Annotated in this window: 13 protein-coding genes; 3 read left to right on the top strand and 10 right to left on the bottom strand. The window is 64.0% G+C overall.

Annotated features, from left to right (window positions below; translation table 11 throughout):
- Window positions 1-308 precede the first annotated feature (308 nt).
- Window positions 309-860 (bottom strand): PadR family transcriptional regulator, encoded by a 552-nt coding sequence (locus tag BM235_RS22930; protein WP_090116570.1) that lies wholly within the window; start codon window positions 858-860, stop codon window positions 309-311.
- A 117-nt stretch (window positions 861-977) separates the two neighbouring features.
- Between BM235_RS22930 and BM235_RS22925 the strand changes: the two genes are divergently transcribed.
- A complete protein-coding gene (locus tag BM235_RS22925) occupies window positions 978-2462 on the top strand; it encodes a DHA2 family efflux MFS transporter permease subunit (protein ID WP_090116569.1) in 1485 nt (494 codons plus the stop codon).
- A 58-nt stretch (window positions 2463-2520) separates the two neighbouring features.
- Here BM235_RS22925 and fhuB read toward each other — a convergent pair whose 3' ends face one another.
- From fhuB to BM235_RS22880, 9 genes are all read right to left on the bottom strand, one after another.
- Entirely contained in the window at window positions 2521-4629 is a 2109-nt protein-coding gene (fhuB, locus tag BM235_RS22920) for a Fe(3+)-hydroxamate ABC transporter permease FhuB (RefSeq protein ID WP_369803540.1), read from the bottom strand.
- On the bottom strand, window positions 4626-5687 hold the full coding sequence (locus BM235_RS22915; protein ID WP_255374535.1) for an ABC transporter substrate-binding protein: 1062 nt from the start codon (window positions 5685-5687) through the stop codon (window positions 4626-4628). Before BM235_RS22915 ends, fhuB begins: the two co-directional genes overlap by 4 nt.
- 789 nt (window positions 5688-6476) lie before the next feature.
- Window positions 6477-7343 (bottom strand): SDR family oxidoreductase, encoded by an 867-nt coding sequence (locus BM235_RS22910; RefSeq protein WP_369803539.1) that lies wholly within the window; start codon window positions 7341-7343, stop codon window positions 6477-6479.
- 20 nt (window positions 7344-7363) lie between these two features.
- A complete protein-coding gene (locus BM235_RS22905) occupies window positions 7364-8524 on the bottom strand; it encodes a GNAT family N-acetyltransferase (protein ID WP_090116567.1) in 1161 nt (386 codons plus the stop codon).
- Window positions 8521-9846, bottom strand: a complete 1326-nt coding sequence (locus BM235_RS22900; RefSeq protein WP_090116566.1) for a F390 synthetase-related protein — start codon at window positions 9844-9846, stop codon at window positions 8521-8523. Before BM235_RS22900 ends, BM235_RS22905 begins: the two co-directional genes overlap by 4 nt.
- A complete protein-coding gene (locus tag BM235_RS22895) occupies window positions 9843-10748 on the bottom strand; it encodes an MBL fold metallo-hydrolase (protein ID WP_090116565.1) in 906 nt (301 codons plus the stop codon). Before BM235_RS22895 ends, BM235_RS22900 begins: the two co-directional genes overlap by 4 nt.
- Complete coding sequence (locus tag BM235_RS22890; RefSeq protein ID WP_090116564.1) at window positions 10745-11743, bottom strand: NAD-dependent epimerase/dehydratase family protein; 999 nt, start codon at window positions 11741-11743, stop codon at window positions 10745-10747. Before BM235_RS22890 ends, BM235_RS22895 begins: the two co-directional genes overlap by 4 nt.
- A complete protein-coding gene (locus BM235_RS22885) occupies window positions 11740-13107 on the bottom strand; it encodes an ATP-grasp domain-containing protein (protein WP_090116563.1) in 1368 nt (455 codons plus the stop codon). The genes BM235_RS22890 and BM235_RS22885 overlap by 4 nt, the downstream gene beginning before the upstream one ends.
- Window positions 13097-14095, bottom strand: coding sequence for a beta-ketoacyl-ACP synthase III (locus tag BM235_RS22880; protein WP_090116562.1), 999 nt, complete (start codon window positions 14093-14095; stop codon window positions 13097-13099). The genes BM235_RS22885 and BM235_RS22880 overlap by 11 nt, the downstream gene beginning before the upstream one ends.
- Before the next feature lie 331 nt (window positions 14096-14426).
- Between BM235_RS22880 and BM235_RS22875 the strand changes: the two genes are divergently transcribed.
- Both BM235_RS22875 and BM235_RS22870 read left to right on the top strand, forming a co-directional pair.
- Window positions 14427-15089, top strand: a complete 663-nt coding sequence (locus tag BM235_RS22875) for a GntR family transcriptional regulator (RefSeq protein WP_090116561.1) — start codon at window positions 14427-14429, stop codon at window positions 15087-15089.
- Window positions 15090-15175: 86 nt separating this feature from the next.
- Window positions 15176-16516 carry an extracellular solute-binding protein gene (locus BM235_RS22870; protein WP_090116560.1) on the top strand — a complete coding sequence of 447 codons (1341 nt, stop codon included), beginning with the start codon at window positions 15176-15178 and terminating at the stop codon, window positions 16514-16516.
- Window positions 16517-16542 lie beyond the last annotated feature (26 nt).

The raw sequence follows: 16542 nt of genomic DNA, 5'->3' as shown, positions 1-16542 counted from the left end.
TGTAGTGAAGGCGATGGGCCGGATCGGGCGGTTGCGAGGGCAAACGCCTCTTGTAGTGAAGGCGATGAGCCGGATGGGGCGGTTGCGAGGGTGAACGCCTCTTGTAGTGAAGGCGATGAGCCGGATCGGGCGGGTGCGAGGGCAAACGCCTCTTGTAGTGAAGGCGATGAGCCGGATCGGGCGGGTGCGAGGGCAAACGCCTCTTGTAGTGAAGGCGATGAGCCGGATCGAGCGGGTGCGAGGGTGAACGCCTCTTGTAGTGAAGGCGATGGGCAGAATTGGGCGGTTGAGAGCGCGTCAAGGCGCCCTTAATCGCCCTCCGGCAGCAGGCTAAGCGCCCACTTGCACCATTCCGTGTTGGTTTCGTTCGACATGATCGCCTTGCGCGTGAGCAGATAGGCGCCGAACAACGGATGCGACGGCTCGGGCAGGCCTGCCTCGGGCCACTCGGCCCTCTCCTTCAACTCGGCCAGCTTGCTCTCGTACTTCTGCCGCTGTTCTCCGTGGTAGGCGAGACGGTCGGCGAGCATTTTCCGGGCGGATTCGCGCTTGGCATAGGACATGCAGAACACCTTCAGCATCATCTCGTCGCGCAGCGCGGGCTCGGCCGCCGGCTGATCGAACCAGTCCTTGAGCGCTTCCTGGCCCTTGCCGGTCAGGGAGTACACTTTCTTGTCGGGCTTGTCGCGCTGCGAGACCAGCTCGAAGCGAATGTAGTCCTCCTGCTCAAGCTTGGCGAGCAGCGGATAGATCTGGCTGTGCTTGGCGGGCCAGAACGGTTGGATACGCAGCATCAGATCGTAGCCGGAAAAGGAAGATTGCGCGAGCAGGCTCAGCAGTCCGTAGGAGAGGGTGTTCACGTCGTTGCTCCTTTAGCAGAAAAATTGCTTTGACATGGGCGAGGAAGAGTAGTAATATTATGGCGTTTTCCTATATGTAAATATAGACATATAAGCTGGGAGATGGGGAGAGCTATTATGAATACGGAAAAAAAGACGCCGGAGGTTCGTTTTTGGCCGGTTATGCTGTCCATTTTTATCGGTTCCTTTTTGTGCGTCCTGGCTTCGGCGACGATCAACCTCGCGCTTGAGCCGCTCAAGGAGCACTTTCACACTTCGCTGAGCTCGGTTCAGTGGACGCTCACGGGCTTCATGCTCGCGATGGGCACGACCGCCCCGATCGTCGGCTACCTGGGCGAGCGGTTCAGCTACAAACGGCTGTACCTGTTCTCACTCATCGGCTTCACCGCAGCCTCCGCGCTGTGCGCAGCGGCATGGAGCGAGAGCTCGCTGATCCTGTTCCGGGTCCTGCAAGGCTCGTTCAGCGGCCTGATCATCCCGGCTACCATGTCCATTATCTATCAAATCATCCCGCGCGGCAAACAACCGATGGCCATCGCCTTCTGGGGCTTGTCCGCGATGCTGGCGCCGGCGTTCGGGCCGACGATCAGCGGCTGGTTGCTGCAGAACTTCGATTGGCAATGGTTGTTTATCATGAATCTCCCGATCGGCCTGCTCGCCATATTGCTCGTGTATCTGTACATTCCGTATTATCGGCTTAGCGTGCCCAAGTCGTTTGACGGACTCGGCTTCATCACCGTCGTGGTCAGCAGCACGGCGCTGCTGCTGGCGCTCGGCCAAGGCCACAATTGGGGCTGGGATTCGTGGAAAGTGCGCGCTTTGATCAGCGGCGGACTACTCGTGCTGGCCGTGTTCATCTGGCGGGAGCTGACGGCGAAGGCGCCGCTTCTCAACCTGCGCGTTTTCAAAAACGGACGCTTTACGCTGAACACGATCATTGCCAACATCATCACGATCAGCCTGTACTCCGGGACGCTGCTCACGCCGATCTTCCTGCAGCGCATCCAGCACGTGTCCGCGATGGACACGGGCCTGATCCTGCTCCCGGCTTCGCTCGCGATGGCGCTCATGATGCCGATCGTCGGCAAGCTGTACAGCGTCGTCGGACCGCGCGTCCTGATGTCCATCGGCATCATCCTGCTGACCGTCGGCACGCTCGCGCTCAGCTGGCTCAGCATCGACGTCTCGCATACTTACGTCATCTGGTGGATGATCGTCCGGAACCTGGGTATCGCATTCGTCGTCATGCCGTCGAGCAATGCGGCCATGGACGAGATCTCGCGGGAAAATTCGGGTCACGCCTCCTCCATCTCGAACTGGACGCGGAACGTCTTCGGCTCCTTCGCGATCGCGATCTTCACGACGCTGCTCGCTTCGCGTTCGGTCGACCACGGGACGGCCTTGGCGATGGCGGGCGACCAGAACCGCGAGCATATCGAGATGATGGCGTTCACGATGAGCGTCAACGACGTGTACCTCATCGCGACGTTCGTCGCGCTCGCGGCGCTGCCGCTCAGCCTGTTCGTCGCCAAGCTCAAGAAGCCGCATGCCGTGCTCGCTTCGGAGACGGTGAAGGCAGAGGCTGTCACGGCAGAAGGATAATCGATCAGCACAAAAAAACGATGGCAAAGGCGGATATTCCGCTAAGCCATCGTTTTTTTTATGATCTCCCCATCCGCGACCTGAACATCAGAAACACCAGGTACGGCGCGCCAATGAGGGCGACCACGATGCCCGAAGGGATCTCCCTGGGCGACAGGACGATGCGACCGATCCAGTCGGCGCCGACGAGCAGTACCGCGCCGATGAGGGAGGACAGCAGCAGCATCCGGCGGTGGTTGGAGCCGGCGAGCATGCGCGCGGCGTGCGGCGCGAGCAGGCCGATGAAGCCGACGGCGCCGACCGCGGCGACCGCGACGGACGCGAGCAGCACGGCGAGCAGCGCGACGAGGAGCCGCGTCCGTCGCACGGGCAGGCCGAGCCCGGTCGAGCTCTCATCGTGGAACGAGAGCAGGTCGACCCGCCGCCCCAGCCACCAGGCGAGGGGCAGCAGCAGGGCGATAAAGGGGAGCGTCTGTCCGAGCTCCGTCCAGCTGCGGGCGTAGGTGCTGCCGGCGAGCCAGGCGAGCGCGGGGGCGAGCGTCAGCTTGGCGTAGACGACGAGGATATTGATCAGCGCGCTGCCGGAGGCGGCGACCGCGATGCCGACGAGCGTCAGGACGGTCGGGCTCAGCCCGCGCCGCCACGCGGCCGCGTATACGATCGCGGCGGCGGACAGGCCGCCGGCGAACGCGCCGACCGGTACCCAGCCGGGCGGGAGCGCGGGGAAGGCGATCAGCAGCAGCATCGCGCCCACGCCCGCGCCGCTCGATACGCCTACGATCTGCGGGTCCGCGAGCGGATTGCGCACGGCGCTCTGCATGAGGCTGCCGCTCGCGGCCAGCGCGACGCCGACGACCGCGGCCGTCAGCAGCCGGGGCAGCCGCAGGTCGATCAGCACCTTTTCGTGCAGCGGGGTCCCGTTGCCGAGCAAGGTCGAGACGACTTGTTCCGCGGATAAATGCAAGGTGCCGCTCATGAGCGCGGCCAGGCTGACAAGGATCAGCAGCGCGGCGAACAAGAGGATCAGCAGCGGATACGGCATTCGCTTGGCGAATAAGGAGATCTGCATCGACGCCCGGCTCTCCGCGCCCGAGGAAGAGGCGGCGTGCTTGGAGACGCGCAGCGCCAGCCATATGATCCAGGGCGCGCCGATGAAGGCGGTCACCGCGCCGGCCGGCAGCTCGCCGACCGCGCTGGCCGCGAAGCCGCGCGCGATCGTGTCGGCGCCGAGGAGGATCGCCGCGCCCCAGATCGCGCTTAGCGGCAGCAGCCAAGCATGCCGGGTCATGCCGCTAAGCTTGACGATATGCGGCGCGAGCAGCCCGATGAAGCCGATGGGGCCGACGATGCTGACGCTGACGCAGGCGAGCACGATGCCGGCGCTCATGGCGAACGTGCGGGTGCCCGCGATGCGGTGGCCGAGCGATCGCGCCGTCTCCTCGCCGAAGGACAGCAGGTCGAGATGGCGCACGGCGAGCATCACCGTGGCTAAGCCGCCGGCGATCCATGGCCAGGCGAACCGAACGCCGCTCCAGTCGTTCTGGTTCAGCGAGCCCGAACCCCACAGGAACAGCCCCTGGGTGCTCTGCTCGAACAGCAGCAGGAGCGCGCTCGTGACGGAGGACAGCACCAGCGTGACGATCATGCCGGAGAGCGCGATCCGGATCGGCGTGCCCTTGCGGCCGCCGCCCATGCCGAACACGAGCAGCGCGGCCCCCGCGCCTCCCGCGACGGCGAACAGGAACGCATATTGATGCAGCAATCCCGGCCAGAAGACGGTGCCGACGGCGACGACGAGGAAGGCGCCTGCATTGATGCCGAGCGTCGTCTCCGAGGCGAGCGGATTGCGCGTGACGGACTGCATGAGCGCGCCGGATACGGCGAGCGCGGCGCCCGAGAGCAGCGCCATCGCGGTACGAGGCAGCCGGACGCCGTGGATGACGCGGTGATCCGGCGTATCCTTGGGCGAGATCAGGGCGTCGAACGCCGTCGCGACGGAGATGTGCGACAGGCCTTGGGTCAGGCTGACGAACGCCAACAGGGCGAGCAGGAGCAAGCCCCCGGCCAGCATCGCGAACGGAAGCCAGCCCCTCCCGCCTCTGGCGGGAAGGGCCGGCTCCATGCGCGAAGGCGAGGGAGCGGGCTCCCGGACCAACGCCTTAATCACTTGGCGGCTGTCAGCGCGTTCACGGCGCGCTCGGCCATCAGCTTGGCGGCATAAGGTCCGCCGTACGGCCAAGTGTCGCCGCCCAGCGCATAGACGCGCTTATCCTTGACGAAGTTGAGGCCGGTCCATACCGGGTTTTTCTCCAGCATCGGCAGCACGTCGTCCTCGGCCGTGATATGCAGGTAGTCTGCATCTTGCGCGGACTGCAGCGCTTCTACGCCCGTGGTAGAGTAGCCGTAGACTTCGAACTGGGCCGGTTTGAAGGCATTTTTGAGGCCGAGGTGCTCCAGGTTCTTGATCGCGAGCGCGTTGTCCGTCGAGATGCGGAACGTGACCGCGTTCTGGTCGACCCACGGCATCGTCAGCACGATCGACTGGCCTTCCTTGCCGGCCGCGGCGAGCTTCGCCTTGCCGTCGTCGTACGTCTTCTGCAGATCCGCGAGCATCGCATCGGCTTCGGCCTGCTTGCCAAGGACGTCGGCGATCGTATGGAACGTGTCCAGCATCTCTTGGTACTGGTCGCCCTGTCCTTCCGGCGGATACGGATCGAACAGCAGCGTCGGCGCGATGCCGTTCAGCTGGTCGTACGTCGCTTCGTGGCGGAACTTGACGCCGATGATCAGATCGGGCTCGAGCGCCGCGATCGTCTCGAGGTTCGGCTCCTGGCGAGTGCCCACGTCCTGAACGTCCGCGGACAGCTCCGTCGGCGTGGAGATCCACTTCTTCATGTTCTCGATGTCCGCGACGCCGGCCGGCTGAACGCCGAGCGTCAGCAGCTCTTCCGCGTACGTCCATTCGAGGACGACGATCTTCTGAGGCACGCCCGTGATCGGCAGCTCGCCGAGTGCGTGCTTGACGTTGCGCGTGCCGCTTGCGTCGGACGACGACGTCGACGATGGGGAAGGCGAAGCCGCCGCTTCAGAGGAAGCGGGCGCGGACGCCGATGCGGACGAAGGTGCAGCGCTATTATTGGCGTTGTTGCCGTTGCCGCAAGCGGCGACGAGCAGGACTAGAACGGACAGCGCGGCGAATAACGAAGATTTGCGCAGAAAAGACAAATGATTTCCCCCTGATCTCTACTTGGATAAATTAGCGTACAAAAGTTGGAATTTCTTCGATAATGATAATCGTTATCACTGTAACGTGTCAAGTCGATTTCCGTTCCTATTCGTGCATAAGAGTAAAAGTCAATCTAAGGACATGTATAGCGAGAGTGGCACCGGCGTGTAAGAACGAGTTAGGAGCGCGAATGAGAGAGTGTGGCGGGGAAGTGTGGCGGGGAAGTGTGAAGGGGAAGTGTGGAGGGGGAGTGTGAAGGGGGAGTGTGAAGGGAGAGTGTGAAGGGAGAGTGTGAAGGGAGAGTGTGAAGGGAGAGTGTGAAGGGAGAGTGTGAAGGGAGAGTGTGAAGGGAAAGTGTGAAGGGAAAGTGTGTGTGTACAGGGAGAGGGAAAGGGAGAGTGTGAGTGTACAGGGAGAGGGAAGGGAGAGTGTGAGTGTACAGGAAGAGGGCGTCCAACGAGTTGGCGGTTGACGTCCGCCGTCCATCTGCGCGATATGGTGAATGGTCGCCCGCACGATCAGGCAACTCGCATGTCTACCATGAACTCTCTCGCCTATCGAGCAAAAGTACATTATGCGAACCCTAGATGCCGGCATTTGCGGGACCTATCGAGCAAATCTGCAGGATAGAATCCCGGAATGGGGTTTTTCCTCAAGGATCGCCCGACGTAGGATGCATTTTTGCAGGATAGCTTTGCGCGGAAAGTCACTCCTCTGCTGCATCATGCACATTTGCACGATTCACGTGCCGCCTTAGCGATTTGAGCGCTTTCCGGCATTGCGAGAACTCACTTTTGTCCGCGCATGGCCCGCCTTGTCGCCGCCTCGATTACTCGCCAGGGCAGCAGCCTGCCTGCGAGCGGCAGCAGGCGCGAGCCGCGGCCGATCGGGTAGCGCAGCCGCGAGATGCGGCGCTTGTCGGCCAAGCGCCCCACGAGCTCGGCGACCTCACGCGGATCGGGCGCCGTCTCGGCCGTGCGCCGGGCGATGCCGAGCACCGCCTTCAGCGCGCCGGCGTACGGCGAATCCGACCGTGCATGCATCTCCGCGAAGCCCTTCGCCCAGATCGCCGTGCGATAAGCGCCGGGCTCGACGAGGGCGACGCGGATGCCAAATGGCGAGACTTCATGGCGCAAGCTCTCGCTGAAGCCCTCGACCGCGAACTTGGAAGCGGCATAAGCGCCGAAGCCCGGGATCCCCCATAGGCCGCTTACGCTGCTCATCTGAATGATCGTGCCGCCGCCTTGCGCCCGCATCGCCGGCAGGACTGCCCTTGTCATCGCTACCAGACCGAGGAAGTTCGTCTCCATCTGCGCCCGCCACGCCGCCATCGGCACTTCTTCGACGAAGCCGCCGACCGCCATGCCCGCATTGTTTACCAGTACGTCGATCCGGCCATACCGCTGCAGCGTACCCGATACGGCGGCTTCAATCGTTTCAGCATCGGTCACGTCGAGCCTGACGACCTCAATGCGCCCGCCGGCAGCGCCGATTCGCTCGGCCTCCCGCACGAGCGCCGCTTGCCTCCCTAGATCCCGCATCGCGGCGACGACCCGGTAGCCCCGCTTCGCCAATTCGACCGCGATGAGCAGGCCGAAGCCGCTCGAAGCGCCCGTTACCAACGCCGTTTTCTCATGCTTCCTATGCATCGCCATTCCTCGTTCCTCCGGTCCGACTACAGTTTGTATTTTTGCATCAGCGGTACGCCGATCTTGCCGAGCAGCCCTTCAAGCGCGGACCAGCTGCCTCTTCGCCATGCGGGCAGATGCCCATCGTACAGCGCGGTGTACTCGATGTCGGCGACCGCGCCGCGATTGCGCTTGAACTGCGCCGCGCCCGAGCTCTCGTGCAGCAGCAGGCCGCGTTCGCGGGCGATGTCGATCAGAAGGGCCGACAGCATCCGGTAGAGGCCGTGCGCCTGCGGGCGCGAGGTGTCGTAGCCGAACAAAGGCGTCGTCATGGCGCCCTCGCGCGCGTAGAAACCGAGGATCGCCTCGAGTCTGCCGGTGGCGCCATCTCGGTAGCCGTGCAGCTCAAGCGTGCCCTCGGCGAGCGCCGTCTCCAGGAAGCGCTCCGTGAACTGCGGATTATGCAGCGAATATTTGTCCAGGTACAGCATCTTGTACAGCTCCGCCATGCGCGGAATGTCCGCCGGCGTCATATTCGCGGGGCCGACTTCCACATAGCCGTGCCGGACGGCCAACGCGCGGTCGCGCTTCAGCAGCCAGCGGGCTTTGGCATTCGCGAAGTCGGGGTCATCAGTGTGCAGCAGATAAATCTGCCGGCTGGGCACGAGACGGCATCGTCGCCCGCGAAGGTGGTCCATTTCGCGCGCATTCAACGAGGCGTTGAGGGACCGGAAGGCGATGGCGTGGCCGGGAAACGCGCGGATCAGGCGCTCCAGCGCAGCCGACCATTGTTCGTCCGACAACACGGGATACAGATTGGTCGACAGAAGCCAGTTGTTGACGTGCACGACGCGGTTGAACCGCGATGCCTTTAGCAGGCCGCCGATCCCGGTCAGCACCGCGGACAGCGCGGCGATAAGCACGCGATTGCGCAGGAGCGAGAGCTCCTCCTTGGCGTAGCTCACATAGTGCGTGTAGGGCGAGCAGACGTAGGAGTTGGCGTACTCCGCATCGTTGACGGTGACGGGCACCGGGATGCCGTCGACGCTCATGACGAGAAGGCGCGTACGAACGTTGGCGACAAATGCCTCGCTGCCACCCGTCATGACCGGGAGCAGGTAACGCCTCGCATATTGCCCGTACGCCGTGTCCGGCCAGGGACAATCTCCGATATTCGTGCTGTCGTAGAAAAGGACCGATACGCTCACGGCGCGTACCTCCGTTCGACGCGGCGGAGCTTCCGGTCGCCGGCCATGCGTGCATAGGGCGTAAAAGAGAGCATGGGGGCGGTGCAGCCGAGCCGCTCGCACAGCGATTCGACCGCCTGTCGGATGCCGGATTCGGCTGCATGGCGCAGATCGCCGTCCCGCAGGTCGAGCTCGACCGTCCAGCGATCCGGCGCCGTTTGCACGACGCGGTACTGCTCGATCTCGCTTGATGCGCCGATGACCGCCCGCGTCACGAAGTCGGGATAGACGGGGACGGGCGCCGCGCCCGGCTGCAGAGCCGGGACGTAGAAAATGTCGTCGCAGCGCCCCTCGATGCGCTCGATCGCGGTAAAGGGAGAGCCGCAGGGGCAGGGCGCCGTACGCTCGACGAGCAGGTCGTTCAGCCGGTATCGGACGATGGGCTGCGTCCGGCGCGAGAAGTCGGTGACGATCGGCACGAACGTGCCGGGCTTGCCCGGGACGTAGTCCTTTTCGATATAGACGAGATCCTCGTTCAGATGCAGCGTGCCGTGCGCGCAGGTGCAGCCGAGGAAGCCTTCGGTGCATTGATAAACTTGGTGTACGGTCTGGCCGAAGGCCCGTTCGATCGTCGCGCGGTCCAGCGGGTCGAGCACCTCGGCGGCGGCGATGATCCGGCGGGGCCGGACGCCGTCGAGCCTGCCCGCGAGGGAAGCGTCGGCCAGCGCGCGCAGCATGGACGGCGGCGCCGCGATCAGGTCCGGCCGTTCGGCCCGCAAGCGCTGCAGATGCGCGTCGACTGGATCGAGGAGATCATAGAATCCGAACGACAGCCGCCGTCCGCCGACGGACGCATACAGATTGCTGTTCGCGCGCAGGAAAAAGGCGATCTTGAAACGGCTGAGAAGCGAGACCGGCAGCAGCTTGCCGAGCACCGTCCCTGCCCAGGCCGCCTGCTCTTCGGGACTGACGAGAAACAGACCGCGGTTGCCGGAGGTGCCCGACGACAGGCCGACGGTGATGCCGCGCAGCACGGGCGTGAAGTCGCGCGACCGCTCCGCGGCTTCTGCGACGCCGAACGCTTCGGCCTTGGTGACGCCGACGGTGTTGAGCCGGTCGAAGCCGGCCATCATGGCGGATTTGTCGATCTGGGGAAAAGCGCGCCAATCCGCGTCGGGAATGCCCTTCCACAACTCGCGGTAGAACGGCGAATCGCGGCGCACGCGGGCGACGTGGCGCAGCACGCGCTCTTCGCGCCATCTGTCGAACGCGGCGCGATCCTGCCAGCGGGATCCGCGCCGGGCGCGCAGATAGTGAAGGATGAAGCCGAAGGCTCTTTTCATCGCAAGGGCACCTCCCGGTCGTCGATGGGGAAAAATTCGCGGCAATGGCTCGGCACGATGACGAGCGCCGGATCGGCCGCCTGCCAGCGCCGCAGCAGCGCGAAGCTGTCGCGGTAAGCCCGCCGGTCGTCCATGACGATGCCTGCGGCGGGATGCGGCGGGCGGTTCTCGCGCAGCGCCAGGCTCGACCAGGCGGCGTCGGCGCACAGCAGGCAGCGCGTCGGACCCTCCGCGCGGGACGGGGCTGCGGGATGCGGCCCGTCCGAAGCATGGAGCAGCAGGCCGATCTGGCCCGCGGCATGCCCGGGGAGGCTGACGGCGATCAGGCTGCCGTCGCCGAGCAGGTCCCAGCCGCCAATTAGCGGCGAAGGGCCCGGCAGCGGCGTCCATGAGGCCGTCCGCTCGATAGGCGTCGCCAGGTCAGCGAAGCCGTCAGGCAGCAGGCCGGGGAGAAATCCCGCGCGCGTAGACCGTACCGGTCCGAGTCGGCGAAGCGGCGCATAGGCGGCCTCGGGATACAGAAAGCGGGCGTTCGGGAAGTCCCGCGCGCCGCCGATGTGATCCGCATGAAAATGCGACAGGATCACGGTGCCGATCTCGTCCGCGCGAATGCCGAGCCTCGCCAATTGACGCACGGCGGCGTCTTCCTCCCGGTAGCGGATGGGCGTAAGCCGGCGGTACAACGCGTAAGGAAGCCGCCGCGTCAGCGCTTCGAAACGGGCGGAATAGCCGGTGTCGAACAAGATCCAGCCTTGGGCGGGATGGCGGATCAGCGCGAAGCCGGCAGGATACGCCGCGGTGCGGAGCGAGCCGCCGCGGATCGTCACGAATTCGGGATGCACGCAGTAGCCCGCCGACATCAGCTTCAGTTCGACCGGCACGCCCTCTGTCCGGGCGCTCATCGGTTCGCCCTCCACCAGGCGGCGAAACGCTGCAGTCCCTCGTCAATGCTGACGCGGGGCTCATACCCGAGCGTCCGGCGCGCCGCCGAGATGTCGAGCGTCTGGCTGTACGCGAGCAAGCCGACGGTATAGCGCGTAAAGGGCGGCTCCGCGCCTAGAAAAGGCGCGATCCGGTACGCGCGCTCCATCAAGGAACCCGCGGCCAGCGCCGTGCGAAGCGGGATTTCCCGCGTGCGAAGCGGCTGCTCCAGCAGCGCGAACAGTCGCTCCAACAGATCGATCAGCCGGACCGGCTCGCCGTTCGAGATGTTGAAGGTCTGCCCGGCCGCCGAGGACGGCGCGACGCAGGCCGCCTCCAGCGCGTCGACGACGTTGTCCGCATAGGTCAGGTCGAGCTGCGCCTGACCGCCGCCGATCAGCGGGATGCCGCGCCGTTCGTTGACCCGCATCAGCCGCGGGAACAGAGAGCCGTCCTCCGGCCCGAAGATGGCTCTCGGACGCAGGATGATCGCGTCCAGCCCTTGGCCCGCCGCTTCTTGCACGATCCGCTCCGCGATCAGCTTGGTCGCCGCGTAGGCGTTGACGGGCCGCCGAGGCAGCGCTGCCGTCTCCTTCACGTTCAGCCGGTCGCTGTAGTCGAAGTAGACGCTCGGCGTCGATACATGCACGAGCCTGCTGACGCCGCGGCGAAGACACCCGGCGACGACATGCGCGGTGCCGGCGACGTTTGCCGCTTCGAAGTCCCGGTAGCGGCCCCACGGGGAAGACAACGCCGCGCAGTGAATGACATAGTCCTGGCCCGCGCACGCTTCCGCCACTTCCTCCGGCTGCGTTCCGATATCGATCCGGCGGAAGGCGATGCCGGCAGCCTCCAGCAGCCGGCCGGTTTCGGCATTTCGCCCGATGCCCGTCACGGTCCACCCCGCCTCCGCAAGACGCAGCGCGGTCGCCCGTCCGAGGGAGCCCGTCGCGCCGGTTATTAACGCTCTGGTCATCGTTCACCATTCCATTCGATATCGATAGTCGAAGCTTCCTGGAGCGTCACGCCCCGACCTCTCGCAGTCCGTCTGAGCCAGGCGAACAGCCGCAGCTGCTCGGCTGCGGGACCGGCGTCTCCGCGCCGGTACACCGCGTCGCGGCTGCCGGCGAAGGCGCGCATCCACTCGCGCATCCTGCGTTCGCGGACGGCCTGTGCGAGCCCGTACGTCAGCATCGCGGGAGACAGCATGGCGCCCGCGCCGGGCCTTGGCGTCGCTACCGCCCCGCTCGCTGCGAGCCCCGCTGGCGCAAGAAGCGCCTCCGCCAGCCCGTCCCCCGGGCGGAACAGATGGATGCCGCTCGTGGCGCGCGGATTGCATTCGAGCGGATAGACCGCGCCGTCCGGCTCCGCCATGAAGTCGAACGCGATCTGTCCCGTGAAGCGCGCGTGGCGGACGAACCGCGCGACCCAATCCGCCAGCGCCGGATGCGTTTCGGCGGCGAAGTGGATGCTGGCGCCCCGCCCGGCCCGGAAGCGGCTGCGGTACGCGGCGAACGCGGCGAGCACGCCTTGGTGCGCGACGCCGTACGTGCACCATTCCTCGCCGCGCAGCAGCTTCTGCGCGATCCAGGGGCGCGCGGGCGATACGCCGCCGCCGGAATCGGCCAGCGTGCGAATGACCGCCTCCCTGACCGAAGGGGATAAGCGTTCCTCGCGCGGCTCGACCATGATGACGCGCGAAGCGAAGCGCGAGTATGCGGGCTTCAGCACGAGCCCGTCCGCGAACGCGTCGTCCGCCAGCAGCGGCAGCCAGCCGTCCGGCGCCTCGACGATCGCCGTCGGGGGAACGGGCAGGCCGGCAGCCTCCGCCATCCGAATAAAGGCGCCCTTATGGTGAAGCCGGTCGAGCTCGTCCAGCGGCGCCGCAAGCACCTTGCAGCGGCCGGCGAACCGGCCCAGCTCACGCGAGACGTGGAAGATCTCTTCGCACGTCGGGATAATTGCGTCGACGAGGCACTCGTCCGCGATTCGTGCCAGCGCCGCCGCGAAGCCTGCGGGATCGAACGCCGGCGCCGGCACGGAGAAGCTGCGCGTCACCGCGCGGGACGCCCGGCAGAGATGATAGGGCGCGCTCTCGGCCGCGAACACCGTATGACCGACCGCGCGGAGCAGCCGGGCGAGCTCCAGCGTCGCGGGCGCCCTGCCGCCGGTGAGCAGGATACGCTTGCTGCCGCCGCCCAAGCTGTCGCCCTCCGAGCTGTTGCTCGCGAAGTTGTCGCCTGCCAAACAGTCGCCCGTCACGCTGGCTGCTGTTTGCTCCCTGCCGGACAAGGCTTCGCTTTTCTCGGCCTCGTTCCCGGACCGCGGCTCAGTAATCAAGCACGAGTCCTCCGAGCGTCAGTCCCGCGGCCGTGCCGATCATCAGCACCCGGTCGCCCCGGACGATCCGGCCCGAGCGAATCGCCTCGTGCAGTCCCATCGGGATCGAGGCCGCGATCGTGTTGCCGTGGTCGGGCGTGATGTAGACGAGCTGCGACTCCGCGATGCCCAGCTTCTTGCGCAGCAGGCGCACGGCCATCGCGCTGCCCTGATGCGGTACGACGGCTTTGAAGTCGGACATGCGCGAGCCGGTCGCGCGCAGCAGATCGTCCGCGAAGTCGGGGAGCAGGCGCGCGGCCATCTTGAAGATGGCGGGGCCGTCCATGCGGAACAGGTAATCGTCCGGCTCCGCAGGCCGCAGCCCGCGCGGATGGCGCCGCGAGCCGCCGGCGCGGATCTCCGAGAAGGCGGCGCCGTCCGCATACGTGCGAAGAGACGCGCCTATGATGGCGGATCGCTCCCCTTCCCCGGCGGGACCCAGGACGACGGCGGCCGCGCCGTCGCCGAACAGGGCGGCGCTCTCCTTGTGCCGCCAATCCAGCCCGAGCGACGCGATCTCCGTCGACACGATGAGCACGCGGCGGTAGCGGCCGGCCGCGATCATGCACGACATGACGTCGAGCGCGTTGAGGAAACTAAGGCAGGTCGCGTCGACGTCGAAGGCGGGGACGCCGGATCGCTCCTGGCCCATCGCCTGCTGAATGTAGACGGCGGTGCAGGGGAGCGCCTGCTCGCGCGTGCCGCTGGCGCAGACGAGGCAGTCGATATCGGAGAAGCGCAGCCCCGCATCGTCCAGCGCCGCATAAGCGGCCTTCGCGCCCATCTCGGACGCGGTCTCGTCGTCCGCGAAGTACCGGACGGCGACGTCCGTCGTCTTGCGCGTCCACCCGCGGGCGACGCCCAGCCGGTCGTCCATCTCGGCGTCCGTCACGGGGCGGCCGGGCAGATACTTGCCGGTGCCGCATATTTTCACTTTGCGCAACGTCATGTCGTGTTGCTCCTTTCGGACTGGCGCTTTCGTTGTTACGTCCATTGTGCCGGATCGCGCGCGGACCCGGTAGTACTAACTATTCATGGTACCATCGTTTTTCGCGGAAGGCGCTTAAATTTTGACAAAATATGCGGGGCGGGGCCTGAAGGCGCCGGCGAGAGAATAGCGCGCCAACGCGGGTCAGGCTAGCGCTTCGGACAATGCCTATATGTGCGCGCTGACGAAAATCCGCGACCTGCATTGACCAGACCCACTGCCGCATCTAGAATGTCAGTATATCTAACATGATTGCTGCCGTATAAACTTGATAATGAAAGGGAGGGCCGCGGTGAGCAAAAAAAAGGAGCTTGAAATTTACAAGGAGATTAAATTGGCGATCACGCAGCATAAGCTGCTGCCCAACATGCAGCTGATCGAGGATTCGCTGGCCGACGCCTTCCAGGTAAGCAGGACGCCCATTCGCAATGTGCTTCGAAGGCTGGCCATGGAAAAGCTGCTGACGGTCATTCCTTACCGCGGCGCATTTGTGTCTTGTCCAAGCGTGGAAGATGCACGGTCGGTATTCGAGATGAGGCGTGTCATTGAATCTTCCATGGTGAGGAAAGTGTGCATGACGGCTTCTAAGACGCAGATCGCTCAACTGCAGCAGCTGCTTCAGGAGGAGCATCAGGCTAGTCATGCCGGCGATGTCATCGGGGCGCTCGATGTGACGGTCGATTTTCACCTGAAGCTGGCGGAGCTCGCCCAGAACAGCTACTACTACACCTTTCTGGAGGAGCTGATCTCGCTTACGGCAGTCATTATCGCGCTGTACGGGTCAAGCGAAACCTTCTGCCGCGATCATGAGCAATTGGTGGAAGCGATCGCGCTCCAGGATGGGGAACTCGCTTCCCGAATTATGACGGAGCACCTGCTGCAGATCGAGCGATCGCTTGATTTTACGTTGAAGACCGGCAGCGTGATGAATTTGACGGAAATTTTTCAACGCTAAATTTTTTTTGCGCATGATTGTATCCAATTTTGGATGCCAAATTGTACAAGGCTTTCAATAGACAACAGATAAGGGGAGCGGAGAAAATGAAAAAATGGCAGGCTGTGCTTAGCGTCAGTGTAACGTGCGCGATGCTCATGAATGGATGTTCAAATGAAGCGGAGACTTCAAACGGTTCGAAATCGGCGGACGGTCAAGTATCGATCAAGCTGATGCATCGTTATCAAACGTCGAATATCGGCAAAAGTCCGGAGGACACCGCCGTGCTGGACGGGGTGGAACGCTTTAAGAAGGATCATCCCGAAGTTGAGATCGTGGAGGAGCAACTGCAGAACGAAGACTACTCCATCAAGGCGCAAGCGCTGGCAGCTGCCGACGATATGCCGGACGTGTTCATCGTACCCGGTTCCTGGATGACGAATTTCGTGGCGAACGGCATCGTGCTGCCTTTGAATGAGGAGCTGGATAAGCGGCCCGAATGGCGGGACGGCTACCGGCCCGGGACGCTGGATGCCGGCACGCGCGACGGCAGCGTGTACGGCATTCCGATCGCAGCAGGGCCGACGCACCTGATTTACTATAATGCAGACTTGTTCGCCGACATCGGCTATGACCATTTTCCGAAGGACTGGGACGAAGTGATGGATGCGGGCAGCAAGCTTGCGGCGAAGGGAATCAATCTCTTTTCCTATGGCGACAAAGGCAAAGGCTATGCGTTATCGAGCTGGATCAGCGCCTTGACCGACCGGTACAACGGTCCTGCATGGACGGAATCGATCCTGGCCGGCAACGGTGCTGCTTTTACCGACGCGGGCTTCATTCAGGCCATCACGACGATGTCAAATTTATCGAAGTCAGGTTACCTCAACAAGGATATGAACTCCGTCGATGGCGATACGATGGTCTCTTATTATTTTGAAGGACGCTCGGCCGCGTTCGTCAGCGGGATCTGGTCGGCGATGAACGTTGTCAACAATGCGCCGGACAACGTGAAGAACGCAACAAAGGTAGCCGTGTTCCCGGCTGCTCCAGGCGGCAAAGGAAATCCGCTTGCTTCCTCCGGAGGCGCCGGCGTCTATTACAGTATCAATGCGAAGATTAAGCCAGGTCCGAAGCTGGATGCGATAATGACGCTGCTCGAATACATGACCGGCTCGCAGAGCGCCAAGCTAATGGCGGAGGTTGGCGGATTCCCTGCTTTTGACCCCGGACAATTCGATTCGGCGAAGCTTCACCCGATCGCCCTTGCCGCTTATGAAGCGAGTGCGGCGGCGGATGCGACGAAAATTTTCGACCTGTGGTTCGATGCCTCGATCGTCGAAGTCATCAATACCGAAATTCAGAGCGTCATGTCCGGCGCAAGAACGCCCGAGCAGATGGCGGAAGCGGTGCAGCAGGCTTATAAGACGTTCCTGTCCAAGCGATAGTACGAGACAGCTTGCTGATCTCGCAT

Origin of the sequence: Cohnella sp. OV330 (assembly GCF_900112065.1) — a bacterium.
In the GTDB taxonomy this organism is placed as follows: Bacteria; Bacillota; Bacilli; order Paenibacillales; family Paenibacillaceae; genus Cohnella.
Note: the sequence above shows the minus strand (reverse complement) of the source record. Positions and strands in the feature narration are given on the sequence as shown.

Excerpts from the sequence above, each read along its gene's own strand:
- BM235_RS22925 (WP_090116569.1), top strand. The coding sequence starts at position 978 with ATGAATACGGAAAAAAAGACGCCGGAGGTTCGTTTTTGGCCGGTTATG.
- BM235_RS22910 (WP_369803539.1), bottom strand. The coding sequence starts at position 7,343 with ATGGCGATGCATAGGAAGCATGAGAAAACGGCGTTGGTAACGGGCGCT.
- BM235_RS22900 (WP_090116566.1), bottom strand. The coding sequence starts at position 9,846 with ATGAAAAGAGCCTTCGGCTTCATCCTTCACTATCTGCGCGCCCGGCGC.
- BM235_RS22895 (WP_090116565.1), bottom strand. The coding sequence starts at position 10,748 with ATGAGCGCCCGGACAGAGGGCGTGCCGGTCGAACTGAAGCTGATGTCG.
- BM235_RS22890 (WP_090116564.1), bottom strand. The coding sequence starts at position 11,743 with ATGACCAGAGCGTTAATAACCGGCGCGACGGGCTCCCTCGGACGGGCG.
- BM235_RS22880 (WP_090116562.1), bottom strand. The coding sequence starts at position 14,095 with ATGACGTTGCGCAAAGTGAAAATATGCGGCACCGGCAAGTATCTGCCC.
- BM235_RS22870 (WP_090116560.1), top strand. The coding sequence starts at position 15,176 with ATGAAAAAATGGCAGGCTGTGCTTAGCGTCAGTGTAACGTGCGCGATG.